This window comes from Streptomyces marispadix (assembly GCF_022524345.1).
Taxonomy (GTDB): Bacteria; Actinomycetota; Actinomycetes; order Streptomycetales; family Streptomycetaceae; genus Streptomyces; species Streptomyces marispadix.
Window position 1 is genome coordinate 4,819,594 of the sequence record NZ_JAKWJU010000002.1, and the last position, 25,972, is coordinate 4,845,565.

25 protein-coding genes and 1 pseudogene are annotated in these 25,972 nt (G+C 68.9%); 16 read left to right on the forward strand and 10 right to left on the reverse strand.

Annotated features, from left to right (window positions below; genetic code table 11):
* Nucleotides 1–26 precede the first annotated feature (26 nt).
* The 14 genes and pseudogenes from prmC (at nucleotide 27) to MMA15_RS20345 (ending at nucleotide 12,935) form a co-directional block, all read left to right on the forward strand.
* Nucleotides 27–908, forward strand: coding sequence for a peptide chain release factor N(5)-glutamine methyltransferase (gene prmC / locus MMA15_RS20280; protein ID WP_241061559.1), 882 nt, complete (start codon nucleotides 27–29; stop codon nucleotides 906–908).
* On the forward strand, nucleotides 908–1,555 hold the full coding sequence (locus MMA15_RS20285; RefSeq protein ID WP_241061560.1) for an L-threonylcarbamoyladenylate synthase: 648 nt from the start codon (nucleotides 908–910) through the stop codon (nucleotides 1,553–1,555). Before prmC ends, MMA15_RS20285 begins: the two co-directional genes overlap by 1 nt.
* A gap of 152 nt (nucleotides 1,556–1,707) precedes the next feature.
* On the forward strand, nucleotides 1,708–2,445 hold the full coding sequence (locus tag MMA15_RS20290) for an arsenate reductase/protein-tyrosine-phosphatase family protein (protein WP_241063320.1): 738 nt from the start codon (nucleotides 1,708–1,710) through the stop codon (nucleotides 2,443–2,445).
* 211 nt (nucleotides 2,446–2,656) lie between these two features.
* Nucleotides 2,657–4,108, forward strand: coding sequence for an MraY family glycosyltransferase (locus tag MMA15_RS20295; RefSeq protein ID WP_241061561.1), 1,452 nt, complete (start codon nucleotides 2,657–2,659; stop codon nucleotides 4,106–4,108).
* A gap of 236 nt (nucleotides 4,109–4,344) precedes the next feature.
* Nucleotides 4,345–4,800: a Cg1360 family ATP-synthase-associated protein gene (locus MMA15_RS20300; RefSeq protein ID WP_241061562.1), complete on the forward strand. Its 456-nt coding sequence runs from the start codon at nucleotides 4,345–4,347 to the stop codon at nucleotides 4,798–4,800.
* Between the two features lie 285 nt (nucleotides 4,801–5,085).
* Nucleotides 5,086–5,892 (forward strand): F0F1 ATP synthase subunit A, encoded by an 807-nt coding sequence (atpB, locus tag MMA15_RS20305; protein ID WP_241061563.1) that lies wholly within the window; start codon nucleotides 5,086–5,088, stop codon nucleotides 5,890–5,892.
* An 85-nt stretch (nucleotides 5,893–5,977) separates the two neighbouring features.
* Nucleotides 5,978–6,220 (forward strand): ATP synthase F0 subunit C, encoded by a 243-nt coding sequence (gene atpE / locus MMA15_RS20310; protein ID WP_241061564.1) that lies wholly within the window; start codon nucleotides 5,978–5,980, stop codon nucleotides 6,218–6,220.
* Between the two features lie 42 nt (nucleotides 6,221–6,262).
* Nucleotides 6,263–6,802 (forward strand): F0F1 ATP synthase subunit B, encoded by a 540-nt coding sequence (locus MMA15_RS20315; RefSeq protein WP_241061565.1) that lies wholly within the window; start codon nucleotides 6,263–6,265, stop codon nucleotides 6,800–6,802.
* Nucleotides 6,799–7,608, forward strand: a pseudogene (locus MMA15_RS20320) (F0F1 ATP synthase subunit delta); the annotation flags it as partial. The gene MMA15_RS20315 and the pseudogene MMA15_RS20320, both read left to right, overlap by 4 nt.
* A 125-nt stretch (nucleotides 7,609–7,733) precedes the next feature.
* Nucleotides 7,734–9,305, forward strand: coding sequence for a F0F1 ATP synthase subunit alpha (gene atpA, locus MMA15_RS20325; protein ID WP_241061566.1), 1,572 nt, complete (start codon nucleotides 7,734–7,736; stop codon nucleotides 9,303–9,305).
* A gap of 3 nt (nucleotides 9,306–9,308) precedes the next feature.
* A complete protein-coding gene (locus MMA15_RS20330) occupies nucleotides 9,309–10,253 on the forward strand; it encodes a F0F1 ATP synthase subunit gamma (RefSeq protein ID WP_241061567.1) in 945 nt (314 codons plus the stop codon).
* Between the two features lie 2 nt (nucleotides 10,254–10,255).
* Nucleotides 10,256–11,698, forward strand: coding sequence for a F0F1 ATP synthase subunit beta (gene atpD / locus MMA15_RS20335; RefSeq protein WP_241061568.1), 1,443 nt, complete (start codon nucleotides 10,256–10,258; stop codon nucleotides 11,696–11,698).
* A 105-nt stretch (nucleotides 11,699–11,803) separates the two neighbouring features.
* Nucleotides 11,804–12,184 (forward strand): F0F1 ATP synthase subunit epsilon, encoded by a 381-nt coding sequence (locus MMA15_RS20340; protein WP_241061569.1) that lies wholly within the window; start codon nucleotides 11,804–11,806, stop codon nucleotides 12,182–12,184.
* 187 nt (nucleotides 12,185–12,371) lie between these two features.
* Nucleotides 12,372–12,935: a DUF2550 domain-containing protein gene (locus MMA15_RS20345; RefSeq protein WP_241061570.1), complete on the forward strand. Its 564-nt coding sequence runs from the start codon at nucleotides 12,372–12,374 to the stop codon at nucleotides 12,933–12,935.
* 39 nt (nucleotides 12,936–12,974) lie between these two features.
* Here MMA15_RS20345 and MMA15_RS20350 read toward each other — a convergent pair whose 3' ends face one another.
* The 3 genes from MMA15_RS20350 to MMA15_RS20360 all read right to left on the reverse strand — a co-directional run bounded on the left by MMA15_RS20350 (nucleotide 12,975) and on the right by MMA15_RS20360 (nucleotide 16,154).
* Nucleotides 12,975–13,913: an AEC family transporter gene (locus MMA15_RS20350; RefSeq protein ID WP_241061571.1), complete on the reverse strand. Its 939-nt coding sequence runs from the start codon at nucleotides 13,911–13,913 to the stop codon at nucleotides 12,975–12,977.
* A 118-nt stretch (nucleotides 13,914–14,031) separates the two neighbouring features.
* Nucleotides 14,032–14,700 (reverse strand): response regulator, encoded by a 669-nt coding sequence (locus MMA15_RS20355; RefSeq protein ID WP_241063321.1) that lies wholly within the window; start codon nucleotides 14,698–14,700, stop codon nucleotides 14,032–14,034.
* 65 nt (nucleotides 14,701–14,765) lie between these two features.
* A complete protein-coding gene (locus tag MMA15_RS20360) occupies nucleotides 14,766–16,154 on the reverse strand; it encodes a sensor histidine kinase (protein WP_241061572.1) in 1,389 nt (462 codons plus the stop codon).
* Nucleotides 16,155–16,351: 197 nt separating this feature from the next.
* Here MMA15_RS20360 and MMA15_RS20365 point away from each other — a divergent pair, with 197 nt between their 5' ends.
* Nucleotides 16,352–16,954, forward strand: coding sequence for a hypothetical protein (locus MMA15_RS20365; RefSeq protein ID WP_241061573.1), 603 nt, complete (start codon nucleotides 16,352–16,354; stop codon nucleotides 16,952–16,954).
* Nucleotides 16,955–17,030: 76 nt separating this feature from the next.
* On the opposite strand, the gene MMA15_RS20370 is transcribed toward MMA15_RS20365, so the two are convergent.
* From MMA15_RS20370 to MMA15_RS20390, 5 genes are all read right to left on the reverse strand, one after another.
* Nucleotides 17,031–17,252 (reverse strand): hypothetical protein, encoded by a 222-nt coding sequence (locus tag MMA15_RS20370; RefSeq protein WP_241061574.1) that lies wholly within the window; start codon nucleotides 17,250–17,252, stop codon nucleotides 17,031–17,033.
* 204 nt (nucleotides 17,253–17,456) lie between these two features.
* Nucleotides 17,457–18,677: a senescence-associated domain-containing protein gene (locus MMA15_RS20375; protein WP_241061575.1), complete on the reverse strand. Its 1,221-nt coding sequence runs from the start codon at nucleotides 18,675–18,677 to the stop codon at nucleotides 17,457–17,459.
* 233 nt (nucleotides 18,678–18,910) lie between these two features.
* Nucleotides 18,911–19,528, reverse strand: coding sequence for a hypothetical protein (locus MMA15_RS20380; protein WP_241061576.1), 618 nt, complete (start codon nucleotides 19,526–19,528; stop codon nucleotides 18,911–18,913).
* Nucleotides 19,529–19,713: 185 nt separating this feature from the next.
* Nucleotides 19,714–20,331 (reverse strand): hypothetical protein, encoded by a 618-nt coding sequence (locus MMA15_RS20385; RefSeq protein WP_241061577.1) that lies wholly within the window; start codon nucleotides 20,329–20,331, stop codon nucleotides 19,714–19,716.
* 62 nt (nucleotides 20,332–20,393) lie between these two features.
* Entirely contained in the window at nucleotides 20,394–21,002 is a 609-nt protein-coding gene (locus MMA15_RS20390; RefSeq protein ID WP_241061578.1) for a hypothetical protein, read from the reverse strand.
* 801 nt (nucleotides 21,003–21,803) lie between these two features.
* Between MMA15_RS20390 and MMA15_RS20395 the strand changes: the two genes are divergently transcribed.
* Nucleotides 21,804–22,979, forward strand: coding sequence for a glycoside hydrolase family 3 N-terminal domain-containing protein (locus MMA15_RS20395; RefSeq protein ID WP_241061579.1), 1,176 nt, complete (start codon nucleotides 21,804–21,806; stop codon nucleotides 22,977–22,979).
* Nucleotides 22,980–23,203: 224 nt separating this feature from the next.
* Here the strand turns inward: MMA15_RS20395 and MMA15_RS20400 are convergent, their stop codons facing one another.
* Both MMA15_RS20400 and MMA15_RS20405 read right to left on the reverse strand, forming a co-directional pair.
* Entirely contained in the window at nucleotides 23,204–23,776 is a 573-nt protein-coding gene (locus MMA15_RS20400) for a cob(I)yrinic acid a,c-diamide adenosyltransferase (protein WP_241061580.1), read from the reverse strand.
* A gap of 185 nt (nucleotides 23,777–23,961) precedes the next feature.
* Nucleotides 23,962–25,665 (reverse strand): APC family permease, encoded by a 1,704-nt coding sequence (locus tag MMA15_RS20405; protein ID WP_241061581.1) that lies wholly within the window; start codon nucleotides 25,663–25,665, stop codon nucleotides 23,962–23,964.
* Between the last annotated feature and the right edge of the window lie 307 nt (nucleotides 25,666–25,972).

The window sequence follows — 25,972 nt, forward strand, 5'->3', positions numbered from 1 at the left end:
TACGGACGGCTGGTACGGAAGAGAAGATGCTGCATTCGTCCGGGGGGCGGCCCCAGAACCCACGCGGCCTGCTGATCGCCGAGGTGGCGCAGGCGACTCAGCGGCTCGCCGACGCCGGTGTGCCCTCGCCGCGGTTCGACGCCGAGGAGCTGGCCGCGTACGTGCACGGCGTCAAGCGCGGCGAGCTGCATCTGGTGCCCGACTCCGACTTCGACGCCCGTTACTGGGAGGCGGTCTCCCGCCGCGAGGCACGTGAGCCGCTTCAGCACATCACGGGCCGTGCCTTCTTCCGCTACCTCGAACTCCAGGTAGGGCCGGGGGTGTTCGTGCCCCGCCCGGAGACCGAGTCGGTGGCCGGCTGGGCGATAGACGCGGTAAGGGCGATGGACGTCGCCGAACCGCTCATCGTCGATCTGTGCACCGGGTCGGGAGCCATCGCGCTCGCCCTCGCACAGGAGGTGCCGCGCTCACGTGTGCACGCCGTGGAGCTGGACGAGGGCGCCTACGGCTGGGCCGCGAAGAACGTCGAGGGCAGCCGCGTCGTCTTGCACCACGGCGACGCGCTGACCGCCCTCCCCGAACTCGACGGCCAGGTCGACCTGGTGGTCTCCAACCCGCCCTACATCCCGCTCACCGAATGGGAGTATGTGGCACCCGAAGCCCGCGACCACGACCCGGAGTTGGCGTTGTTCTCCGGAGAGGACGGGCTGAGCACGATCCGCGGCCTGGAACGCACGGCACACCGGCTGCTGCGCCCCGGCGGCCTCGTCGTGGTCGAGCACGCGGACACCCAGGGCGGCCAAGTCCCCTGGATCTTCACCGAGGACCGCGGCTGGGCCGATGCGGCGGACCACCCCGACCTCAACAACAGGCCCCGATTCGCCACAGCCCGCAGGGAGGTGCCGTGATGGCACGGCGTTATGACTGCACCGACGCGACAGACCGCAAGACCGGCCTGCGCGAGGCCGCCTCCGCGGTACGCCGCGGTGAACTCGTCGTGCTTCCCACGGACACGGTGTACGGCATCGGTGCCGACGCCTTCAGTCCCGACGCCGTCGGCGATCTGCTGGAGGCCAAGGGCCGTGGCAGGAACATGCCTTCGCCGGTGCTCGTCGGCTCCCCGAACACGCTGCACGGACTGGTCACGGACTTCTCCGAGTCCGCCTGGGAGCTGGTCGACGCGTTCTGGCCGGGCGCGTTGACGCTTGTCGCGAAGCACCAGCCCTCGCTGACGTGGGACCTGGGCGACGCCCGCGGCACCGTGGCCGTACGCATGCCGCTGCACCCCGTGGCGATCGAACTGCTCAAGGAGTTCGGCCCGATGGCCGTCTCCTCCGCCAACCTCACGGGACACCCCGCGCCGCAGGACTGCGACGCCGCGCAGGAGATGCTGGGCGACTCCGTGGCCGTCTACCTCGACGGCGGGCCGACGCCCGACTCCGTGCCGTCCTCGATCGTCGACGTCACCGGCACGAAGCCGGTGCTGCTTCGTACGGGTGCGGTGAGCGCGGAGGAGCTGCGCAAGGTCGTGCCCGATCTGGAGGTGGCGCCATGAGCGCGGCGGGGGCGTCCGCGGGGGCGGTACGGGCGGCACGGGAGACCACAGGGGTACGGGAGACCGGAGCGGTACGGGAAGCAGGCGCCGCGGAGGCGGCACGGGGCCGGCGGCGCCCCCGGGCACGGGCGGCGGGCCGGGAGATGCCCGCAGTGAACACCCCGTACGGGCGTGGCACCGCGGACTCGGGCGGCATAAGCGGCGCCAACGGGCCCGGCTGGGGCGCCGGTTCGGGCCAGGGCTCCGGCCCGGGGTCGGGCGCGGGCTCGACCCCCGGCGCTTTCCGCATCCTCCACGTCTCCACCGGCAACGTCTGCCGCTCGCCCCTGACCGAGCGGCTGACCCGTCACGCCCTGGCGGAGCGGCTCGGGGACGGCACAAGCGGCGGCATCGTCGTGGAGAGCGCCGGCACCTGGGGCCACGAGGGCGCACCGATGGAGGACCACGCGGCCGAGGTGCTGCTGGAGCACGGAGCGGACCCGGAGGGCTTCCGCGGCCGCGAGCTGCTCGACGAGCACGTCATCCGCGCCGATCTCGTGCTCACCGCGACCCGCGACCACCGGGCGCAGGTCGTCTCCATGGGGCACTCGGCGGGTCTGCGTACGTTCACGCTCAAGGAGTTCACGCGCCTCGTACGGGCGATAGACGCGGCGACCCTGCCCGATCCGCGCTCCTCCCAGGGCGTCGTCGAGCGTGCCTACGCGCTGGTGCAGGCGGCTGCGGCACTGCGCGGCTGGCTGCTGGCGCCCAGTCCGGAGGCGGACGAGATCCACGACCCCTACGGTGCCCCCATTCCGTACTTCCGTTCCGTGGGTGACGAGATCAGCAAGGCACTCGATCCGGTCGTCACGGCGCTGACGGGAGTCCCCGCGCGGAGCCGCCGTACATGACGCCGCTCGTGATCCAGTACGCGATCCGGTACGGGCCCGCGCGCAAGCCCGCGCACGGGCCGGGGTACAAGCCCGGCTACGAGCCCCCGCCCACGGCGGCCTCGTCCATGGGCCGGACGGTGCCGCGGAAGCCGGAGGACGTGAAACCGCCGGTCCCGCGCAGGTGTCCTATGGTGTGGGGCCAAGGAACAGCGAAACCCCTGGGGAACCCGTGCGTGAATATCTGCTGACGCTCTGTGTCGCGGCGGCGGTCACCTACCTTCTGACCGGGCCGGTACGGAAGTTCGCCATCGCGGCGAAGGCCATGCCGCAGATCAGGGCGCGCGATGTGCACCGCGAGCCGACGCCGCGCCTCGGCGGCATCGCGATGTTCGGCGGTCTGTGCGCGGGTCTGCTGGTGGCGTCGCAACTCACCAACATCGGCGAGCTGTTCGTCCTCTCCGACGAGCCGCGTGCGCTGCTGTCGGGCGCCGGTCTGATCTGGCTGCTCGGCGTGCTCGACGACAAGTGGGGCGTGGACGCCCTGGTGAAGCTGGGCGGGCAGATGATCGCCGCCGGCGTCATGGTGCTACAGGGGCTGACGATCCTGTGGCTGCCGGTCCCGGGCGTGGGCAACGTCGCGCTGACGCAGCTCCAGGGCACGCTCCTCACGGTCGCGCTCGTCGTGATCACCATCAACGCCGTGAACTTCGTGGACGGTCTGGACGGTCTGGCCTCCGGCATGGTCACCATCGCCGCCGCCGCGTTCTTCATGTACGCGTACCGGATCTGGTACGGCTACGGGGTCGAAGCCGCCGCGCCCGCAACGCTGTTCGCTGTGCTGCTGATGGGCATGTGCCTGGGCTTCCTGCCGCACAACATGCATCCCGCGCGGATCTTCATGGGCGACTCGGGATCGATGCTGATCGGTCTCGTACTGGCCGCGGGCGCGGTCTCGATCACCGGTCAGGTGGACCCGGACCTCATGGTGCAGCACACCGGGTCCGTGCGTTCCGCGGTGCACACGATGGTTCCCCTGTACATGCCGCTGCTGCTGCCGTTGACGATCATCGCGATCCCCGTCGCGGACCTGGTGCTCGCGATCGTGCGCAGGACGTGGCGCGGTGAGTCGCCGTTCGCGGCGGACAAGGGGCATCTGCACCACCGGCTGCTGGAGATCGGGCACTCGCACAGCCGCGCGGTGCTGATCATGTACTTCTGGTCGGCGCTGATCGCCTTCGGGGCGGTGGCGTTCTCCGTGCAGAGCTCCAGCCTCGCCATCGTGCTCGCGATCGTGCTGCTGAGCGCCGTCGGGCTCGTGGTGCTGCTGCTGCCGCGCTTCACGCCTCAAGTTCCGCGCTGGGCCTATGCGTTCGTACCGCCGAGGTATCGGCGTGCCGAAGAGCTCGCGACGGAGGGTGCGGAGACGAATACAGAAAGCATCGGACCGGAATCCAGTATTCCGTCCGATACGCCTTCTTTGGTGAATTTCGAGAAGAATGCCCAATTCCCAACAGGGAACGGGAATTCGCCCGCGACCGCCGCCGCCGAGGGCGCGGAAAAGGCCGAAACCGCACCTCAGCCCGCATTCGCGGGGCTCAACGGCGCCACCGCGATCGGCCGCAACGGCGGCCGGGAGTCCAGGAGTTCGGACCCTGCGTGTGACAGCGAGCACACCAAGTAGGTAAAGACCTCATCAAATAGTTTGTGATAGCGTTCACGAAAGCCGGTTGAACCGGAGACCGAAGCGGATGACGCCGTGCCGGATCTGCGGTTTCGACTCCTCGTCCCCGAGTTCGCAAGCGAGCCGGAGAGAGGGTGTCTTCACCGGCGGTCAGCCATCGGCAGGCGTACGGCTTCACCGGCCGTGGCAGGCCGAGGCAAGCGTCAACCGCCCCCGACCTCGCCGGAGCTGCCCTCATGCAGTCCAACGATGCCCGGATCCTCCGGGGCGCGGCGGTCTTCGCCGCCCCTGTGGGAATCGTCGCCACCGTTGTCAGCGCAACGGTCGCAGGCGGTAAGGGCCTTGCCGGCGCGCTCGTCGCGCTGACGGTCGTCGCCGTCTTCTTCGGCCTGGGGTTCGCGGCGCTCATGCGCATCACGCAGGACAAGCCCCAAGTGACGATGATGGCCGGGATGTTAGTCTACACGGTGCAGATGCTCCTGATCGGCGTCTTCATCATCGTCTTCGACGGGACCACGCTCTTCAACAGCCGGGCGTTCGCCCTCACTCTGCTCGTCACCGCCCTCGCATGGGTGGGAGGCCAGGTCCGCCACAGCCTCACGAGCAAGATGCTCTACGTCGATCCCGTTCCTTCCGTGCCGGCCGAAGAGCCCGCGCACGCAGGGAGATCGGAGTCGCGCGATGAGACATGAGGGGAGGCGAAAGGGGCTTGATCCGCATCTGCTATCGTCCGGAAGCGCATCCGGCCGTGTGGGGCCCGCTCGTCTCAAGAGCGCAGCGCCCCGGCGGCCTGCGGTGTACTCGGATCCCAAGCTGTGGCCGCAGCGTGGATCCCGGGTGCCCGGTCCTCGGTGCACTCTCCGAGTCGACCGCAGTGGCACCGCCACACTCTGTCCCCCGTGCCGACAAGCGGTCTCACCAGCCGCGCTGACACACAAGGTTGCCGTCACTTATGCGTCACGACGAAGGAGTCACGGGTGAGCGCCCTAACGCTGCTGGCTAACACCGATTGCCACATCAACGCAGGCTGCGCTTTTCCCGCGCCGGGCCTCCACTCGTTCGAGTTCAAGCCGCTCTTCACCGTCGGCGGCTACGAGTTCACCAAGCCGAGCCTGATCGCCGTGATCTGCATGGTGATCGTCGTCGGCTTCTTCTGGGCCGCGTTCAGCAAGCCGAAACTGGTTCCGGGGAAGCTCCAGTTGATCGGTGAGATCGGCTACCAGTTCGTCGCGCGGAGCATCGCCACCGAGGTGATCGGCAGGAAGGGCAAGCAGTACGTCCCCTTCCTGATGTCGATCTTCTTCTTCGTATGGCTCATGAACATCATGGCCATCGTGCCGCTGGCGCAGTTCCCCTCGACGTCACGCTTCGCGTACCCGGTCGCACTCGCCGCGCTGGTGTTCGTGACGTACATGTTCCTGACGTTCAAGACCCACGGTTTCCGTGGTGGCGTCAAGAACCTGGTCTGGATCAGCGGGCTGCCCAAGCCCCTGGTTCCTCTGATGGTGCTCCTGGAGTTCATCCAGAACGTGATCTCGCGGCCGTTCACCCTCGCGGTGCGGCTGTGGGCCAACATGTTCGCCTACCACATGCTGATCGTGATGTTCAGCATCGCCGCCTGGTATCTGGTCACGCCGTCGTTCCTGGCGGCGGCAGCAGGCGGTTCCTTCCTCCTGGCAGTAGGCATGACCGCCTTCGAGGTCCTGATCCAGTTCCTTCAGGCGTACATCTTCACGCTGCTCGCCGCGATCTACATCAGCGGAGCGCTCGAAGAGGCCCACTGACCGACAGCCCGACCGAACTCCCCTCGTACCAACGGAACTTCGCTGGGAAGCACCCCAGCGGACCGCATCACACAGGAAGAAGAAGATGTCTGCTGAGCTTGTCAACCTCGCTGCCGTCGACATTAAGGGCAACCTCGGAGCCGTCGCGTACGGTCTCGCCGCCATCGGTCCCGGTGTGGGCATCGGCGTGGTCTTCGGCCACTCCATCGAGGCCATGGCCCGTCAGCCCGAGGCCATGGGCATCATCCGCACCAACATGTTCCTCGGCTTCGCGCTCTGTGAGGTGCTCGCGCTCCTCGGCCTCGTCGTCCCCTTCATCTTCAAGTAAGCCCGGGACGGCCCGTAGCCACATTCGACGAAAGGTTCGGACATGATGACTTTCCTGGCTGAGGAAGGAGCGCAGAACCCGCTCATTCCCGAGCCCGTGGAGCTGGTCATCGGCCTGATCGCCTTCTTCATCGTCTTCGGCGTCCTCGGTAAGAAGCTGCTGCCCACCATCCAGAAGACCCTGGACGAGCGGCAGGACGCGATCGAGGGCGGACTGGAACGAGCGCAGGAGGCCCAGACCGAGGCCAACCAGACCCTCGAGCAGTACAAGGCCCAGCTCGCCGAGGCCCGTCACGAGGCGGCACGGATCACCGAGCAGGCACGTGAGCAGGGTGCGGCCATCATCGCGGAGATGCGCGAGGAGGGTCAGCGCCAGCGCGACGCGATCATCGCGGCGGGCCACGCACAGACCGAGGCGGACCGCCGCCAGGTGACCGTGGCACTGCGCCAGGAGGTCGGCCGGATGGCCACCGACCTGGCCGGCCGAGTCGTGGGCGAGTCCCTTGAGGACGCCGCACGGCAGAGCCGCGTCATCGACCGCTTCCTCGAGGACCTCGAGGAGAAGGCCGAGGCCGCACGATGATCGGCGCGAGCCGCGACGCACTCGCCACCGCCCGCGAGAGCCTTACGGCGCTGACCGACAGCACGTCGGCAGACCCGAAGGCACTCGCGGACGAACTGGCCGCCGTGACGGTGCTGCTGGACCGCGAGGTCTCGCTGCGCCGGGTGCTGGCCGACCCGTCGCGCAGCGGCGAGCGCAAGGCGGAGCTGGTCGCGACCGTGCTCGGCGAGCAGGTGGGCGGAGCGACCGTCGACCTGGTCTCCGGAATGGTGCGGTCCCGCTGGTCCGCGCCGCGCGACCTCGTGGACGCGACAGAGGAGCTGGCGGACACCGCCGACCTGATCGCGGCCGAGCGCGACGGGACGCTGGACGAGACCGAGGACGAGCTGTTCCGGTTCTCCCGCACCGTCGCGTCGGCACCCGAGCTGCGGGCGGCACTGGCCAGCGACACGGCCGCGCCCTCGGCGAAGGTGCAGCTCCTGCACACGCTGCTCGGCGGCAAGTCCCGGGACGCCACGGAGCGGCTGATCACGCGGCTCGTGGCCCAGCCGCGTGGACGTAGCCTGGAGGGCGGGCTCGAAGCCCTCTCCCGGCTCGCGGCGGAACGGCGCGGTCGCTCGGTGGCCGTCGTCACCTCCGCGGTGCCGCTGAGTGACCGGCAGCGGCAGCGTCTCGGTTCGGCGCTGGCGAAGCTGTACGGGCGCCAGATGCATCTGAATCTCGACGTGGACCCGGAGATCCTCGGCGGGATCAGGGTGCGCGTCGGCGACGAGGTCATCAACGGCTCCATCGCGGACCGGCTCAGCGAGGCCGAGCGGCGGCTGGCTAGGCTGACACCGGCGACGGGGCGCGGCGGCGTTCGCGCCCACACCAACTCAACAGCATCACTTAGCGGCCCGAGTTGGGCCGTAGAAGATCGATACGGTCCCAACAAGGAGAGCAGGGAACCCAGATGGCGGAGCTCACGATCCGGCCGGATGAGATCCGGGACGCGCTGGAGAATTTCGTCCAGTCGTACGAGCCGGACGCGGCCTCGCGCGAAGAGGTCGGGACGGTCAGCGTTGCCGGTGACGGCATCGCGAAGGTCGAGGGTCTTCCCTCGGCCATGGCGAACGAGCTGCTGAAGTTCGAGGACGGCACCCTCGGCCTCGCCCTCAACCTCGAGGAGCGCGAGGTCGGTGCGGTTGTCCTCGGTGAGTTCAGCGGCATCGAGGAGGGCCAGCAGGTGCGCCGCACCGGCGAGGTCCTGTCGGTTCCGGTCGGCGACGGCTACCTCGGCCGCGTCGTGGACCCGCTGGGCGCCCCGGTCGACGGCCTCGGCGACATCGAGTCCGAGGGCCGCCGCGCCCTCGAACTCCAGGCCCCCTCGGTGATGGACCGCAAGTCGGTCCACGAGCCGATGGAGACGGGCTACAAGGCCGTCGACACCATGACCCCGATCGGCCGCGGCCAGCGTCAGCTCATCATCGGCGACCGGCAGACCGGCAAGACCGCGCTGTGCGTCGACACGATCATCAACCAGCGTGACAACTGGCGCTCCGGCGACCCGGAGAAGCAGGTCCGCTGCATCTACGTGGCAGTCGGCCAGAAGGGCTCCACCATCGCGTCCGTACGCGGCGCCCTGGAGGAGGCCGGTGCGCTGGAGTACACGACGATCGTCGCGGCCCCGGCGTCCGACCCGGCGGGCTTCAAGTACGTCGCCCCGTACACCGGCAGCGCCATCGGCCAGCACTGGATGTACCAGGGCAAGCACGTCCTCGTCGTCTTCGACGACCTGACCAAGCAGGCCGACGCCTACCGCGCCGTGTCCCTGCTGCTGCGCCGCCCGCCGGGCCGCGAGGCCTACCCGGGCGACGTCTTCTACCTCCACTCCCGTCTGCTGGAGCGCTGCGCCAAGCTCTCCGACGACATGGGCAAGGGCTCGATGACGGGTCTGCCGATCGTCGAGACGAAGGCGAACGACGTGTCGGCGTTCATTCCGACCAACGTCATCTCCATCACCGACGGCCAGTGCTTCCTGGAGTCCGACCTCTTCAACGCCGGCCAGCGGCCCGCGCTGAACGTCGGTATCTCCGTCTCCCGCGTCGGCGGTTCCGCACAGCACAAGGCGATCAAGCAGATCACCGGTTCGCTCCGTGTGGACCTCGCCCAGTACCGCGAGCTGGAGGCGTTCGCCGCCTTCGGCTCCGACCTGGACGACGCCTCGAAGGCGGCCCTGGAGCGCGGTAAGCGGATGACGGAGCTGCTCAAGCAGCCGCAGTACAACCCGTATTCGACCGAGGACCAGGTCGTCTCCGTCTGGTCCGGCACCAACGGCAAGATGGACGACGTACCGGTCGAGGACATCCGCCGGTTCGAGCGCGAGCTGCTGGAGCACATGCACCGCGAGAACAAGGGGCTGCTCACCAGCATCGTCGAAGGCGGCAAGATGACCGACGACACGCTCCAGGAGCTCGGCGAAGCGGTCGACGCCTTCAAGAAGCAGTTCGAGACCTCGGACGGCAAGCTGCTGGGCGAGGACTGAGCCATGGGCGCTCAGACCAGGGTCTACAAGCGGCGGATCAAGTCCGTCACGGCGACCAAGAAGATCACCAGGGCGATGGAGATGATCGCGGCCTCGCGCATCATCAAGGCGCAGCGCCGGGTGGCGGCCTCCGAGCCGTACGCCGAGGAGCTGACCAACGCCGTGCGCGCGGTCGCCACCGGCTCGAACGTGAAGCACCCCCTCACCACGGAGGCGGAGCGCCCGACGCGGGCCGCGGTCCTGCTCATCGTGAGCGACCGCGGTCTGGCGGGCGGCTACAACTCCAACGCCATCAAGGCGGCCGACCGGCTGACCAACCGGCTGATCGGCGAGGGCAAGGAGGTCGTCAACTACATCGTGGGCACCCGCGGTGTGACGTACTACCGCTTCCGTGAGCGTGCGATCAAGGAGTCCTGGAGCGGCTTCACCGACAACCCGACCTACGCGGACGCCAAGGCCGTGGCCGCACCGCTGATCGAAGCGATCACGGCGGACACGGGCGCCGAGAACGCCGTGGACGAACTCCACATCGTCTACACGGAGTTCATCTCCATGATGACGCAGACGCCGATCGGCGACCGGCTGCTTCCGCTGAGTCTGAAGGAGACCGCGGAGGAGTCCGCGGGGGTCATCCAGGACAACATCAAGCGAGGCCCGGAGGTCCGTCCGCTCTTCGACTTCGAACCGTCGGCCGAGCAGGTCCTCGACGCGCTGCTTCCGCGGTACGTCGAGAGCCGCATCTACAACGCGCTGCTCCAGGCCGCAGCTTCGAAGCACGCCGCCACGCGCCGTGCGATGAAGTCGGCGACGGACAACGCCGAAGACCTCATCAAGTCGCTCACGCGGCTTGCCAACGCGGCCCGCCAGGCCGACATCACCCAGGAAATCAGCGAGATCGTCGGTGGCGCGAGCGCGCTGGCTGACGCTTCTGCGGGGAGTGACCGCTAACCATGACCGAAACTCTTGAGAAGGCCACGGCGGCGGGCCGCGTCGCACGCGTCATCGGCCCGGTGGTCGACGTGGAGTTCCCCGTCGACCAGATGCCGGAGATCTACAACGCGCTGACCGTCGAGGTCGCCGACCCGGCCCAGGCCGGCAAGAAGAAGACCCTCACCCTCGAGGTCGCACAGCACCTCGGCGAGGGCCTCGTAAAGGCGATCTCCATGGAGCCCACCGACGGTCTGGTACGCCAGGCCGAGGTGACCGACACCGGCGAGGGCATCACCGTGCCCGTCGGCGACGTCACCAAGGGCCGGGTGTTCAACACCCTCGGCAAGATCCTCAACGAGCCCGAGGCCGAGTCCGAGGTCACCGAGCGGTGGTCCATCCACCGCAAGGCCCCGGCGTTCGACCAGCTCGAGTCCAAGACCGAGATGTTCGAGACGGGCCTGAAGGTCGTCGACCTGCTGACCCCGTACGTCAAGGGCGGAAAGATCGGCCTGTTCGGCGGCGCCGGCGTCGGTAAGACCGTTCTCATCCAGGAAATGATCATGCGTGTGGCGAAGCTGCACGAGGGTGTTTCCGTCTTCGCGGGCGTCGGCGAGCGTACTCGTGAGGGCAACGACCTGATCGACGAGATGGCGGAGTCCGGCGTTCTCCCGCAGACCGCGCTGGTCTTCGGTCAGATGGACGAGCCGCCGGGCACGCGTCTTCGCGTCGCCCTGGCCGGTCTGACCATGGCGGAGTACTTCCGCGATGTGCAGAAGCAGGACGTGCTGTTCTTCATCGACAACATCTTCCGCTTCACGCAGGCCGGTTCCGAGGTCTCCACGCTGCTCGGCCGTATGCCCTCCGCGGTGGGCTACCAGCCGAACCTGGCGGACGAGATGGGTGTGCTCCAGGAGCGCATCACCTCGACCCGCGGCCACTCCATCACGTCGATGCAGGCGATCTACGTGCCTGCGGACGACCTCACCGACCCGGCCCCGGCCACCACGTTCGCGCACCTCGACGCGACGACGGTGCTCTCGCGGCCGATCTCGGAGAAGGGCATCTACCCGGCGGTGGACCCGCTGGACTCGACGTCCCGCATCCTGGACCCCCGTTACATCTCGCAGGACCACTACGACTGCGCCCAGCGCGTCATCGGAATCCTCCAGAAGTACAAGGACCTCCAGGACATCATCTCGATTCTCGGCATCGACGAGCTGTCCGAGGAGGACAAGCTCACCGTCAGCCGGGCCCGCCGTATCGAGCGCTTCCTGTCGCAGAACACCCACGCGGCGAAGCAGTTCACGGGTCTCGACGGATCGGACGTGCCGCTGGACGAGTCGATCGCCGCGTTCAACGCGATCGCCGACGGTGACTTCGACCACTATCCGGAGCAGGCGTTCTTCATGTGCGGCGGCCTCGACGACCTGAAGGCCAAGGCCAAGGACCTCGGCGTCTCCTGACGCACGGGTCCGGCGCCGGGCGGGGCGGGACCGAGGGCCACAGCCCTTCGGTCCGGCCCCGCCCCCGCACCCCTTATCCTTTTCCTAACCTACGAAGGAGCCACAGTGGCTGAGCTGCACGTCGAGTTGGTCGCCGCGGACCGCAAGGTCTGGTCCGGCGAGGCCAGCCTGGTCGTCGCGCGCACCACGTCCGGCGATATCGGCGTCATGGCAGGCCACCAGCCGCTGCTCGGTGTGCTGGAGCCGGGGGCGGTGATCATCCGTACCGCCGGTGAGTCCGGCGAGGGCACGGTCACGGCGGCGGTGCACGGCGGCTTCATCTCCTTCGCGGACGACAAGATGTCGCTGCTGGCGGAGATCGCCGAGCTGTCCGACGAGATCGACGTCGAACGGGCCGAGCGGGCGCTGGAGCGGGCCAAGTCGGAGGACGACTCCGCAGCCGAACGGCGTGCCGAGGTCCGTATGCGAGCGGTGGCGGTCCGCTGAGGAGGCGGCCGACGCCGGGCGCGGAGCCGGGCACGACAGGTACGAAGCTCAGCCGCGGGCTGTTCCGGGTCACCAACCCGGAGCGACCCGCGGCTGAGCCCATACAGAGGGGGGCGCGGGATCCACGAGATCCCACGGCTCCGCGAGCACCGCGCCACGCGTGGTACGAGAGAGTGCGAGGAGGTCGGTGTTGATGGTCCTCGTTCTGTCCCTGTGCGGCGTGGCCTTGCTGCTGGCGCTGGCGGGTCTGTTCGCCTTCGGTCTGCGGCGCCGTCTGCTTCAGCGCTCGGGCGGCACCTTCGACTGCAATCTGCGCTGGAACGCTCCTGCTCCGCCCGACGAGTACGGAGGCGAGTACGCCGGCGAATCCGACGTCGAAGAGCAGGGCCGCGGCAGCGGGCAGGGGTCCGGGGGCGCGCAGGGCGCGCATGGCGCCGGCGGCCGTGGAGTGGGCGGCGGCAAGGGCTGGGCGTATGGGATCGCGCGTTACAACGGTGACCAGATCGAGTGGTTCAGGGTCTTCTCCTATGCGCCGCGCCCCCGCCGGTTTCTGGAGCGCAACCGGATCGAGGTCCTGCAACGGCGGAATCCGGAGGGCGAGGAGGAGTTGGCGCTGCTCTCCGACGCGGTGATCCTCGCTTGTTCCCTGCACGGCGTACGCGTCGAACTCGCGATGAGCGAGGACGCGCTGACAGGTTTCCTGGCCTGGCTGGAGGCGGCGCCTCCCGGGCAGCGGGTGAACGTGGCCTGAGCCCGTGCGACCGCGCCACGGTCGCCCTCGTGCGGGCCGTCAGCCGAGCAGCGCGGCGACGATGACGAGTACGGGTGCAGCCGCCAGCGTCGAGATCAGGATGGATTCGCGGGCGATGCGGGTGCCCGTCGCGTAGCGCGAGGCGTATGCGTAGAGGTTCTGCGCCGAGGGCAGGGCCGAGGTCACCACGACCGCGAAGAGCGCCGCACGAGGCAGATGGAAGACGCCCGCCCCCAGCGCCCACGCCACCAGCGGCTGGACCGCGATCTTGAACACCACCGCCACCAGCACCGGCAGCCGGTCGTGTTCGCGGGAGAGCACGGCACTGCCACGCAGCGACATTCCGAAGGCGAGCAGCACCGCGGGCACCGACATCGCTCCGACCAGGTGGAACGGTTCGAGCACGGGAGCCGGAAGGCGGACCCCCGAGGCCGCGACGGCGACGCCGCCGAGTGAGCCGATCACAATGGGGTTGCGGACGGGAGTCGTCAACATCCGTATGACGCCGCGGCGTTGACCGGGCGCACTCCCGGCAGGCGCGGAGAGGACTTCGAGTGCCGTCAGCGCGATCGGTGACACCACCAGAAGCTGGAAGAGGATCACGGGAGCGACGATCGAGGCGTCGCCCAGCACGTAGGCGGAGATGGGGATGCCGAGGTTGCCCGCGTTGACGTAGCAGGCGCACATGGCGCCCACGGTGCTCTCCCCGGCGGGCCATCGGCGCAGCGCGGCCACCGCACAGTAGAGCGCCGCCACCGCGAAGGTGGTGAGCGCGGTGATCAGGACCTGACCGGAGACGAGCACACGGAGATCGGCGCGTGCCATCGTCTCGAACAGCAGCGCAGGCGTCGCCACATGGAAGGCGAGCCTGGTGAGGATCTCAGGGCCGTTGCTGCCGAGCAGCCCGCGTCGTCCGAGTACGTAGCCGGTGGCGATGACGCAGGTGATGACGGCGAAGCCCGCTATCACTCCACCCACGGCGGACCGTTCCATGGCAGGTGGGCCGGTGTCGTTGCATGGGTCACGGATCGATTGTGCGTGTCTGCCCGAAAACGTTTGCGGGCGGGTGTGCGTAGGGGCGGTCTGGCCGCGTTTCTCAGTTGCCGGTGAGGCCCGACTCCTGTGCCAGCACTGCGGCTTGAGTGCGGCTGCGCAGGCCCAGTTTGCCCAGCAGGCGGCTGACGTGCGTCTTCACCGTGGCCTCCGCCATGCCCAGACGCTGTGCCGTCTCTGCGTTGGACAGGCCGTGCCCGAGGCAGCGCAGCACGTCGTGTTCGCGGCGGGTCAGCTCGTCCAGGCCCGGTACGGCGACCGCTGCCGTGCGCGGGAGGGGCGGGCGTCCGGCGCCGCCGGGGCGTGCGAACTCCGCGATCAGGCGCCGCGTCACCGCGGGCGCGATCATGCCCTCGCCGCGGGCGACCGTGCGTACGGCCTCCACGACCTGGGACGCCTCGCTGTCCTTCAGCAGGAACCCAGAGGCCCCGGCGCGCAGCGCGCCGAAGACGTACTCGTCGAGGTCGAACGTGGTCAGCACCAGCACGTCGGCCAGGCCCTCGCCGGTGATGCGTTCGGTGGCCGAGACCCCGTCGAGCCGGGGCATCTGGATGTCCATCAGCACGACGTCGGGCCGCAGTTCGCGAGCGCGGCGCACGGCCTCCTCGCCGTCGCCGGCCTCGCCCGCGACCTCGATTCCGGGGGCGCCGCGCAGGATGAGGACGAGTCCGGCACGTACGGCCCGCTGGTCCTCGGCGACGAGTACGCGGATCGCGGGGGCAGCATCGCCTTGTGCGGGCCGGTGCGTTGCGTTCGGCGCCGTCGGCTCCTGTGCCGTCAACCGGGACTCCCTTCCTCGACGGGCAGTTCGGCCCGTACGACCCACACCCTCGTGGCGCCGTAGCCGGTCTTGCCTGTGCCCTGCGTGGCCCTGGTGTCCTGCGTGGCCTCCGAGTCCCCTGCGTCCTCTGCGTTCTCTGTGTTCTCTGTGTCGTCCGAGTCTGCTGTGCCGTACGAGCCGTCCGCCGTCGGGCCCACATGGAGCTTGCCGCCGAGCAGTTCGACGCGTTCGCGCATGCCGATCAGGCCAGTGCCGGAGCCGGGAGCGCGCGGTTCGGTGCCGACTGAGCCATCGGCTTCGTGAGGGCCGCCGGTGTCGCGGAGGGGGCTGGTGACGCGGACCGTGAGCGGTCCGGGAGTACGGTCGCGGGCCAGCTCCACGGTGACCGTGCCGGGCGCCGAGTGCTTGAGGGCGTTCGTCAGCGACTCCTGTACGACGCGGTACGCGGCGAGTTCGACGGGCGCGGGCAGCGAGGCGCCGCCGGGCCCGCGTCGATCCCGTAGCGAGAAGCTGAGACCGGGGTTGCCCGCGCCCGCGCGTGCCCGCTCCAGCAGGGCGTCGAGACCGGCGAGCGTCGGGGAGGCCGCGGGCTGTGCCGCGTCCTCCCCGGAGGCGTCGCGCAGCAGCCCGATGAGGCGCCGCATCTCGGCCAGGCCCTGCACGCTGTTCTCCCGTATGACGCCGAGAGAGTCGCGGGTCGCCGCCTCGTCCGGGGGGTCGAGGGAGAGGGCGGCGGTGGAATGGATGGCGATGGCGGAGAGGTGGTTTGCGATCAGGTCGTGCAACTCCCGTGCCATACGGGCGCGTTCGGCACCGACAGCCTGTACGCGGTCCATCTCGGCCAGCAGCGCGGTCTGTTCGGCACGCAGGCGCTCGGCCGCGGCGGCGTTGCGGTGGTCGCGGATGATCAGACCCGTCCAGGCGGGCACGATGGTGATGGCCGCGCAGAACGCCCCGAGCAGCAGCGTCGCGGGGGAGCGGAAGGCGGCCATGGTGCCGAGCGTCACCGCGACCGTCACGGCGACGCTCGCGGGCAGCAGTGCGCGGGCGGATCGCCTCGGCCCGTAGAGCACCGCCGCGTAGACGATATCGGTGAAGACGACGACGGTCGCCAGCAGCGATCCCATCGCGAAGTCCGCGACGAGCGCGGCCACCGCCACCAGCAGCGCCCATGGCTGTGCGGATCTGCGTCCGAGCGCGGTCAGGCACATCACGGCGAGGGGTAGCAGCAGCCAGGCGCCGAACTCACGGCCACGCTCAGGGGTGTTGTAGAGCCCGAACCGCCACAGCACGAGCCCGCCGGCGAGCCCGGCGAGCGCGATGAGCACTCCGTCGCGGTGCGGGCGCAGCGACGGAGGCGGAAGCAGCGGCGGACGGCGTGGCATGGGTCCATCTCAGCACGCCGCGCGGGCGGGGGCGTCGGCCTCGGGAACCAGTGCGCTCGCTGCGTACTACATCGAAGGATGCAGGCCCGTACGGAGGGATCGTCGCTGGTGAGGACGTGCTGGGGCCTGCCGGGGTGGGACCGTCGAGACGACAGCGGGAGCAACAGCCGAGGGAAGAACGGGAGAAGGGGGCAGGCGTGATCGTCACGCTGATCGTCGTCTGTGAGGTCGCCTTCTGGGTGCTGCTGGCGGCCGGGCTGGCGTTGCGCTACATGGCGCGGATGCCGAGGTCGGGAGCCGCCGTACTGCTCTGCGAGCCGCTGCTGGAGGTGGTGCTGCTGATCGTGACCGCCGTCGATCTGCGAGGCGGAGCGGAGCCGGACTGGAAGCACGGCCTGGCAGCGGTCTACATCGGCTTCACCGCGACCCACGGGCACTACATGGTCAAGTGGGCCGACGGCCACTTCCTGCACCGCTTCGCCGGTGGCCCGCCGCCGGTCAAGCCGCCCCGCTACGGCATGCCGCGTGCGGTGCACGAGTGGAAGATGACCGCACGCGCCATCGGCGGTGCGGGGATCGCGGCGGCCCTGCTGCAACTGGCGATCTGGTACGTGGGGGACGCCGGCCAGAGCGAGTCGCTGCTGATGTGGCAGCAGAAGATGGGCCTGGTCGCGGGCATCAGCGTGATCGTGGCGCTGAGTTACACGATCTGGCCGAAGCGGGAGCCCAGGCGCGGACCGGAGGGGGAGCGGGAGAAGTCCGGTACGGCACCGCACGGTCCGGTCGGCGGGCGGCGCTGACGGGGGAGCACGGGGGGCGACGCGGGAGTCGGGACGGGCGGGGCGCCGACGGGGGGCCTCGCCGCTCCGGTCTCTTCTAGGACCGGCCCTTCTTCGGCTCTTTGCTGCGGGCGTCGTCGCGGCGTGCGTCGTCGGGCCCCTGCTCCGGTTCCGGAAGCTCATCGGGGCGGAGCGCGGTCGCGAGCCGGTAGTCGACGCGTACGTCGTGATAGTCGGTGCCGGGCTCGACGGGCTCGGGAAGGTTCGTACGCTCGGCGCCCGAGAACGTCTCGCGCCCGCGTGAACCGTGGAAGCGCACGTCGGTCTCCGGCTCGTCGCGGAAGCGGAGCCGGTCGGCGGCGACCGAGGTCGTCAGCTCGATGTCCGGCCCGGCGGCAGGAGCGGCGTCCCGACCGGCTTCCGGGTCGGCGTCCGGCGTCGCATCCCGTGTACCGCCCGGTGTGCCGTGCGGCCTGCCGTGCCGCGTGGTGCGAGGAGCGTCGTCAGGCGTGTGCTCGCCGTTTCACGGCGGCTCGTCGCGCTCGCGCTTACGGATGGGGCGCCGCCTGGGCCGCTCGTCCGACCGGCCCGAACGCTCCGCTCCGCCTGCGCCCTCACCCGTCCTCTTCGCCGTGCGTGAGGCCGACTTCGCGGTCTTGCGCACGGGACGTCCGGACTCGTCGATGGTCTTTCCGGCGCTGCCGCCGACGTCGCGGGTGGTCTCCGCCGCGGTCTCCGCGACGTCGCGGGTGGTCTCCGCCGCGCTGCCGCCGACGTCGCGTGCGGCCTCGCCCGCTTCCTCGCCGACGTCCTCGACGGCCCGGCCTGCTCCGCCGCCGACCTCCCGCGCGGCTTCGCCTGCTCCGCCGCCGACTTCCTTGGCGGTCTCGCCCGCGCCCTCGCCGACGTCCTCGACGGCCTTGCCGGCGCCCTTGCCGACTTCCTTCGCCGTCTCACCGGCGCCTTCGCCGACGTCCTTTACGGCTCCGCCCGCGCCTTCGCCGACATCTCTGACTGCTCCGCCCGCGCCTTCGCCGACGTCCTTTACGGCTCCGCCCGCGCCCTCGCCGACGTCCTTTACGGCTCCGCCCGCGCCCTTGCCGACCTCCTTGACCGTCTCACCTGCGCCTTCGCCGACGTCCTCGACCGCGGAGCTGGCGCCCCGGCCCAGTTCGCCGACCGCCTCGCTCGCGCCGCTGCCCAGCTCACGCGTCGCGGAGCCGAGACCGGCGGTGATGTGCTCCAGGATCTGGGGGTTGCGGTCGATGGTGGTCAGCACGCGGCCGATGACCTGGGCGACGTTGTCGAGGCGCACCTTCAGCAGCGCCTGTGCCTCGACGCCCTTGATGTCGAGCTGGACCTTGCCGAGGGCGACGTCCGCACCCACGTTGAGCTTGAGGATGTCCAGCACCTCGGCCTGGAGCGAGACGCGTGCCCGCAGGTCCTGGACCTCCAGGTTGATCTCCTCGACATGGACCTGCGGTACGTCGAGCAGGACGTCGGGGTCCTCGTGGCGGGGCACTGCGGGCAGATCCGCGGGGCCCTGCTCTCCGCCGCCCCCGCCCCTGTCACCGCCCCCGTCTGTCTCCCCGTTCTCCGGTCCGTAGGGCTCTTCCCCTCCGTAGGCGTCTCCTTCGTACGTGCCCTCGTACGGACCGTCGTCGTACGTCTCCTCGTACTCCTCGTCGTACTCTTCCGGCTCTGCCCGTTCCCCCTGCTCAGGGGCGTGGTCCTTGTCGTTCATGCTGCTCCCCCAGGGGTGCGAATGCATGCTTAAAGGCACTTTTCACCATAGAGCGGGTGCCCCGTGTGCGCCCGGGGTCACATGGATCGCGAAGCACACAGACGGCGCGGGCACGGGCAGGCGGTCACGGCCGCGCATGGATCGGCCCGGCCTCGCGTGCAGGGGAACGCGAAGCCGGGCCGGCGGTGTGGGGGGTGGGCTCCGGGGAGGTGAGCGGAGAGCCGTCGCGGGGGTCAGCCGCAGTGTTCCTGCTTCTCCTTCTTGGTCATCTTCCGGGTGTGCTGGGTCTTGGTGCTGGGTGCGTCGGCCTTGGGGCCCTTGGCGGTGAAGGGGACGTACCAGATGTGGTGGCCGTAGAACTTGTCCTCGAAGTGCATCTCGTACGTGCCGTTGACCTCCTCCATGGCCGCTTCACGTGTGATGTAGCCGACCTCGCCGGGCTTGACCTCGACGTTCGTCTGCTGCGTCTCGGTGTGCGAGCTTTCCCAACTGTGGCTGTAGCTGGCCTCGATGGTCACGCTGAAGAGCTTGGTGAAGCCGTACTGGGCCTTCATGCTCACGCCGACGGTGTTGGTCTCGCCTGTGGTGTCGGACCATCCGACGGTCGAACGCTGCATGTCCTTGGTGCAGTTGAAAAAGCTGTCGCCGACCTGGTGCGGTTCGCCCATGGAGTCGATGGGCGCGCCCGCGGGGTGGAAGACGCACTTGTCGGTGCCGTTGTCGCACTGGTCGAGCAGTTCTCTCGTGGTCGGCTGCTCCTCGTCGGCCTGCGCGGCGGACGGCGTCAACGCGGTGGCGCCTACGGTCGTGATGGCGACCACCAGCATCGACAGCTTCTTGCGGCGGTTCATGGTGCCTCCGATGAGGGTGGGGGTAAGGCAGTTGACTGCCGGTGGCGTCTCTGCGCGCGCTGTGCCTCAGCCGGGATCGATGGACCGCGCCCGGCGGTCCGTCAGGCTGCCGAGGTTCGGGATGCACTCATCGAAGGACCTGGCGCGCGGAGTACGGATGCCTTCGAGGAAGGTGGACCGAAGCTTCAGCCGCAGTGTTCCTGCTTCTCCTTCTTGGTCATCTTCCGGGTGTGCTGGGTCTTGGTGCTGGGTGCGTCGGCCTTGGGGCCCTTGGCGGTGAAGGGGACGTACCAGATGTGGTGGCCGTAGAACTTGTCCTCGAAGTGCATCTCGTACGTGCCGTTGACCTCCTCCATGGCGGCCTCACGCGTGATCCAGCCGACCTCGCCGGGCTTGACCTCGACGTTCGTCTGCTGCTCCTCGGTGTGGGAGCTCTGCCAGGAGTGCTCGTAGCTCGCCGTGATGGTGACCTTGAACAGCTCGGTGAAGCCGTACTCGGCGCTCATGGAGACGCCCACGGTGTTCGTCTCGCCGGTGGTGTCGGACCATCCGACGGTCGAACGCTGAAGATCCTTGGTGCAGTTGAAGGCGCTGTCTCCGACCTGGTGCGGTTCGCCCATGGAGTCGACGGGCGCACCGGAAGGGTGGAAGACGCACTTGTCGGTGCCGTTGTTGCACTGTTCGAGGAGTTCTCTCGTCGTGGGCTGCTCCTCGTCGGCCTGTGCGGCGGACGGCGTCAACGCGGTGGCGCCTACGGTCGTGATGGCGACCACCAGCATGGACAGTTTCTTACGGCGGTTCATGGTGCCTCCGGCGGTGGGGGTAAGGCGGACGACGCGGGCGTGTGCTCTTCGCGCGTCGCCGGTCAGCTGAAGCTGATGGACTTCGTGCGGTTGTCCATCACGTCGCCGAGGTTGGGGGTGAGCTCGTCGAAGGGCCCGTCACGGTCGCCGCTCTGGCCCGCCTCGGAGAAGAGGTTCAGCGTGCAGTTGCCCCACGGCTGGATGGAGGAGATCTTGTCCTTCCAGTCGTCGCTCAGGTCGATCTTGAAGTCCACGTCGTCGGCATCGCCGTCGCACAGCGCGGTGTTGGTGATCGTCAGGGAGGCGCCGCCGTACTTGGTGTCCTCGAAGACCGTCGCACCGATGACGCTGCTCTCGTCCTTCGTCGAGACACCGGAGGAGGCGACGGGCTTCTCCCCGGCGCGGGTCTCGCCGGTGGCCTTGGCCTTGCCGGTGGAGGCGTCGAGCAGGCGCTTGCTGCCCTGGATGCCGGTCGCCTCGTCGAGGCTCTCGAAGCACTGGGTCTCGCCGCTCTTCGCGTCCAGGGTGCAGTGGTTGCCCTGCCCCTTGGCGGAGCCTCCGCTCTCCTGTCCGGATACCGCGCCGTTCGCTACCGGTACGGCGACGACGCCTGCGAGCAGCGCCACGGCGGCGATGGTGATGCGAGTACGCCTTCTTGTGTCGGTGGCCATACGGGACTCCAACTCCTCATGCCTGACCAGCACTTTTTGGTCCAGGCCTTGTAGAAGTGATGGTACTCACAGAAAGCAGAATGGAAAGAGAATTCGGAAATCGATCGGCGAGCGACGGACGCTACGCGCGAAAACCACGAGGTCGCCCAGGGTGAATGTGGCGTAGCTCTCACCAGGTCGCAGCGGTGGTCCCGGGAACGGAAATGCAGTACGTCCGGATTCGGCGCTTCCGTCCGCCCGCCGGGTGTTTTGCAGAAAGTGTCGCCGCAATGCGGATTGCTTGCTGCGTACCGCCTCTGAACTGCGATCAAGCCTGGTACGACCGATGAGTGAGACGCTATTCGAAGAGAAACCTCAGTGCAGGCTCAAATTAACCTTAAGCCTTCCTTAAGAACGTGTCCCCGGCCGTTCCTCGGCTAAAAGGAAGAGGCTTGCGCCAGGTATCGGAAACGTTCTTCCCATTCGGCCGCGCTTGTATGCGGAAGCGGGCACGGCGGCCGCGGACACGGTAAGGAAACGGGCGTCGCACGGCAACGCGCGGGCCTCATTGGGCGTACCGGTGAACCGGGCGGGCACGGATCGGTCACGCGGAGGCGGGTTGCCGCGGAGTGATGCACGAGGGGCCGCGCGCCCCCTACTGTGCTGCGTGCGCAAGGTGTGCTGCATGCCCCCGCAGCACACCTTGCCTGCCGAACTCGCCGACGTACCAAGCCCGTTGGGGCCGCGGGCCGCGGCCTGCCGGGCCGTGCACACCGACGACCGGTCCGAACGCGCCCGCCCCGATCTGGAGGCCCCGGGAAGATGCCGAAGAAACCGACCGCCCGCGCCTCCGCCGCAGCGGCCGGCGCCGCCGCCCTCGCCGCAGTCGTCCCCTTCGCGCTCGACGCGGGCGCCTCCCCGGCGGGTCCGTCCGGACCGGGCTCCGCCGCGTCCGAGTGCGCGGCACGGCAGTCCGCGGAGATGAGCCTGGAGCAGAAGGCCGGACAGCTCTTCATCGGCGGCGTCGACGCGGACGAACCGGCGGACGCCGAGATCGCGGCCGTGAAGGATCTGCACCTGGGCGGCGTCATCCTCACCAACGGCAGCAGCGCGGGAGCGCAGACCACACGTCAGGTGAGCGACCGGGTGCGGGAGGCGGCGAGCACCGGCGGTGTGCCGATGTGGGTCTCCGCCGACCAGGAGGGCGGCAAGGTCCAGCACCTGAAGGGGCCCGGCTTCGACGCGATGCCCACGGCCGTGGAGCAAGGCAGGCTCGGCGCGGGGGAGTTGCGTACGAAGGCGAAGGGCTGGGGCGGACAGCTCAGCGCGGCGGGCGTCAACGTCAACCTCGCGCCCGTCCTGGACACCGTTCCGGCGGAACTCGGCGGCGACAACAAGCCCATCGGCTTCCTGGAGCGCAACTACGGCACCACACCCGCGGCGGTCTCCTCGCTGGGCACCGCCTACCAGGCGGGTATGACGGACGCGGGCGTGACACCCGCCGTCAAGCACTTCCCCGGGCTCGGCCGGGTGCTGGGCAACACCGACGACACCAAGGACGTCAGGGACGACGTCACCACCAGGGACGACGCCTACCTCGAACCCTTCCGCAAGGCGATCACCGCGGAGAAGCAGCCGCTGGTGATGATCTCAAGCGCCCGCTACACCAAGATCGATCCGGATGCCCTGGCCCCGTTCTCGTCGGCCGTCGTCACCGGCATGCTCCGTGAGGACCTCGGTTTCGACGGCGTCATCGTCTCCGACGACCTGGGTGCGGCGAAGGCGGTCGAGGACGTGCCGCCCGGCGAGCGCGCGCTGCGCTTCCTGTCGGCGGGCGGGACGGTCGTGCTCAGCGTGGACGCGGGCACGATGCCCGAGATGGTCGGCGCGGTGCTCCAACGCGCCCGCAGCGACGAGCAGTTCCTCGCCCGGGTCGAGGAGGACGCCAAGCGCGTCGTCGAGGCGAAGGCCGCCGCGGGACTGCTCGACTGCGGCTGACGGGGCTGCGAGCGTGGGCCTGTACGAGTGCGTACGGGCGGCGCCGGACCGGCGGAGGCAGCCTCGGAACGGTCCCGGGCCAGGCCGCGGCTCCGGTCCTGGTTCCTGGTCCCTGCCGCAGCTTCGGTTGGACCCGGCTCACCGTCCCCGGCCCCGGCTCGCCCGGTCCCGGTCCGTCCGGTGCCAGCTCGTCCGGCCCGGCTCCGGACGCTGCCCCTCTTCCCTCAGCGGTTCTCGCCCGGCACCCACATCACGTCGCCGACCGACTTGTTGGCCGAGCGCGCCAGGATGAACAGCAGGTCCGAAAGGCGGTTGAGGTACGTCGCCGTCAGCGGGTTCATGATGTCGCCGTGCTCGTCCAGCGCGGCCCACGTCGAACGCTCCGCCCTCCGTACGACGGTGCACGCCTGGTGCAGCAGCGCCGCACCCGGGGTGCCTCCCGGCAGGATGAAGCTGCGCAGCTTGTCCAGTTCCTGGAGGTAGGCGTCGCAGTCCGCCTCCAGCTTGTCGATGTAGCTCTGCTCGACGCGCAGGGGCGGGAACTCCGGGTCCTGGACTACGGGCGTGGCCAGGTCGGCCCCGACGTCGAACAGGTCGTTCTGCACGCGTACGAGCACGGTGACGATCTCCCGCGGCAGTTCGCCGAGTGCGAGGGCCACCCCGATCGCGGCGTTGGCCTCGTTGGCGTCGGCGTAGGCCGCGATGCGCGTGTCGGTCTTGGCGGTACGGCTCATGTCGCCGAGGGCGGTGGTGCCGGAGTCGCCGGTACGGGTGTAGATGCGCGTCAGATTGACCATGTAACGAGACTACGGCGTGCGACCTGGACCGGCCCGGGGGGAGGACGGAGATCCCTGCCGAGGGGGGAGCGGTCCCGGCCCGGCCCGGGGGAGGGAAGTGCCGTAGCGGCCGGAAGTACCTACGGCGAAGGGCGGGCCCCCGCGGCGTATGCACGCGGTGGGCCCGCCCTCGCAGCGGAACTCGCTCAGTGCTGCGGCGGTGCGTCCTCCGTGGTGTCCTGCTCGCTGAGGATCTCCTGGACGCGCTCCGTCGGCAGGGCCGCACGAAGCGCCATCCAGATCACGACGGCGGTGAGCGCCAGGCAGGCTACCGCTCCGAGGTTGAAGCCGAGCAGGCCGAGGTTTCCGGCCTTCTCCTCCTGCGCCGGGTAGTCGCCGAGGTAGCTGATCACTGCCAGGCCGCCGTACCAGACCAGCATCCACCAGCCGTGCTTGAAGTCGAGCGGCGGCGTCTGCTGCTTCGCGAACTGGTAGTACGCGGCCATCAGCACGTAGCCGAGCACGATCGCCAGGAAGAGCTTCCAGTTGGTGTCCCAGCCCGTCCAGTAGACGATGAGGTTCGTCGACCACAGGGCGAGGAAACCGATGATCCACACCCACTTGTCGCCGAGCTTGAACGGGCGGGGGTGGTCCGGCATCTGCTTGCGCATCGCCAGCATGACGAGCGGTCCGCAACCGAAGGAGAGGACCGTGGAGTTGGTGACGAACTCGACCAGCTTGCTCCAGCCGGGGAACGGCAGGAAGAAGAAGCATCCGACGATGAACGCGAGGATCAGGCTGACCCAGGGGACGCCGGTCCGGTTGACCTTGGCGAGGCCCGCGGGGGCGTTCTTGTTGCGGCCCATCGCGTAGGAGATACGTGCGGTGACGCCCGCGTAGATCAGGCCGGTGTCCCCGGGAGAGATGATGGCGTCCGCGTAGAGCACGCCTGCCAGCCAGACCGCGCCGAGGATTCCGGCGATGGCCGCGAGGGGGCCGAAGGTCGCCAGTACGTCGCCGTGCGAGCTGAAGTGCGCGCCGACGGCCTGCCAGCCTTCCGCCTTGATGGCGCTGCTGGGCACGGCGCCGAGGAAGGCGATCTGGAGCAGGATGTAGATGATGCCGCAGATGACGACGGAGCCGATCAGAGTCAGCGGCACATTCCGCTTCGGGTTGTCGGTCTCGCCCGCGAGTTCCACGCCCTGACGGAATCCGAAGAAGGAGAACGCGATTCCCGCTGTGGCTACCGCCGAGAAGACACCTTGTGATCCGTACGGTGCGAATCCGCCGAATTCAGGCGCGGTGATGTGGGCCGGGTTGAAGCTCAGCGCGAAGAAGACCGCGATGACGACCAGGATGACGACGAGTTTCCACCACACCAGCACGTTGTTGATGCGGGCGAACCACCGCACGCCGAAGAAGTTGACGATGACGAAGATCGCCATAAGCACGATGGAGACGCCGGTGCCGGCAGGAGTGAGGACCGCTTCCTTGTCCTGGATCTTCTGTAGCCACGGCACGTAGTTGGTGGAGTACTGGACGACTGCCAGGACCTCCACCGGCGCCACCGCGGCGGCGGCGATCCACGTGACCCACCCGATGGAGAAGCTCGTGAAGGAACCGAACGAATAGTGCGGATACCGCGCGACGCCGCCCGAGTGCGGGAACATCGTGCCGAGTTCGGAGTAGGTCATCCCGATGATGACGAACATGACGCAGCCGATGGCCCAGGAGATGATGGCCGCGGGTCCGGCGAGCTGGGCCGCGTCGAGCGCTCCGAACAGCCAGCCGGATCCGATGATGGATCCGACCGCTGTGAACAGCAGCCCGATGGTCCCGAATTCCCGTTTGAGTTTCTTGTCGTCGCCGCCCTCGTGAAGTGGTGCTTCGGGGCTGCTGTCCACGGCCATGTTTCGGCCTCCTCCTGTATTGCCGTGTCCTACGTGCCTGCACAGCCGTGATCGGGTACACGGCTCGGCGGAACCACAGCAGGGTGCGCGCACTACCCCATATCTGTCCAGTACGAGTCCTCTTTCGCGGAAAACTCCAGGAACTGCGGCCTCTATTTTCGGTCGAATTCCGGCAATGACGTGATGAAAGGAACACCCGGGCTTGTGTGCTTCGTGCACCGGCGACGCGTATGAGTTGTGAGCGCACGGTCATGGACACGGCACCGAGCGGGGCGGATTTGAAGAGTCAGCCGATTTCCGATATCGG

Excerpts from the sequence above, each read along its gene's own strand:
- prmC (WP_241061559.1), top strand. The coding sequence starts at position 27 with ATGCTGCATTCGTCCGGGGGGCGGCCCCAGAACCCACGCGGCCTGCTG.
- MMA15_RS20285 (WP_241061560.1), top strand. The coding sequence starts at position 908 with ATGGCACGGCGTTATGACTGCACCGACGCGACAGACCGCAAGACCGGC.
- MMA15_RS20300 (WP_241061562.1), top strand. The coding sequence starts at position 4,345 with ATGCAGTCCAACGATGCCCGGATCCTCCGGGGCGCGGCGGTCTTCGCC.
- atpE (WP_241061564.1), top strand. The coding sequence starts at position 5,978 with ATGTCTGCTGAGCTTGTCAACCTCGCTGCCGTCGACATTAAGGGCAAC.
- MMA15_RS20315 (WP_241061565.1), top strand. The coding sequence starts at position 6,263 with ATGATGACTTTCCTGGCTGAGGAAGGAGCGCAGAACCCGCTCATTCCC.
- atpA (WP_241061566.1), top strand. The coding sequence starts at position 7,734 with ATGGCGGAGCTCACGATCCGGCCGGATGAGATCCGGGACGCGCTGGAG.
- MMA15_RS20330 (WP_241061567.1), top strand. The coding sequence starts at position 9,309 with ATGGGCGCTCAGACCAGGGTCTACAAGCGGCGGATCAAGTCCGTCACG.
- atpD (WP_241061568.1), top strand. The coding sequence starts at position 10,256 with ATGACCGAAACTCTTGAGAAGGCCACGGCGGCGGGCCGCGTCGCACGC.
- MMA15_RS20360 (WP_241061572.1), bottom strand. The coding sequence starts at position 16,154 with ATGCCACGCCGTCCGCCGCTGCTTCCGCCTCCGTCGCTGCGCCCGCAC.
- MMA15_RS20375 (WP_241061575.1), bottom strand. The coding sequence starts at position 18,677 with ATGAACGACAAGGACCACGCCCCTGAGCAGGGGGAACGGGCAGAGCCG.
- MMA15_RS20380 (WP_241061576.1), bottom strand. The coding sequence starts at position 19,528 with ATGAACCGCCGCAAGAAGCTGTCGATGCTGGTGGTCGCCATCACGACC.
- MMA15_RS20385 (WP_241061577.1), bottom strand. The coding sequence starts at position 20,331 with ATGAACCGCCGTAAGAAACTGTCCATGCTGGTGGTCGCCATCACGACC.
- MMA15_RS20390 (WP_241061578.1), bottom strand. The coding sequence starts at position 21,002 with ATGGCCACCGACACAAGAAGGCGTACTCGCATCACCATCGCCGCCGTG.
- MMA15_RS20395 (WP_241061579.1), top strand. The coding sequence starts at position 21,804 with ATGCCGAAGAAACCGACCGCCCGCGCCTCCGCCGCAGCGGCCGGCGCC.
- MMA15_RS20400 (WP_241061580.1), bottom strand. The coding sequence starts at position 23,776 with ATGGTCAATCTGACGCGCATCTACACCCGTACCGGCGACTCCGGCACC.
- MMA15_RS20405 (WP_241061581.1), bottom strand. The coding sequence starts at position 25,665 with ATGGCCGTGGACAGCAGCCCCGAAGCACCACTTCACGAGGGCGGCGAC.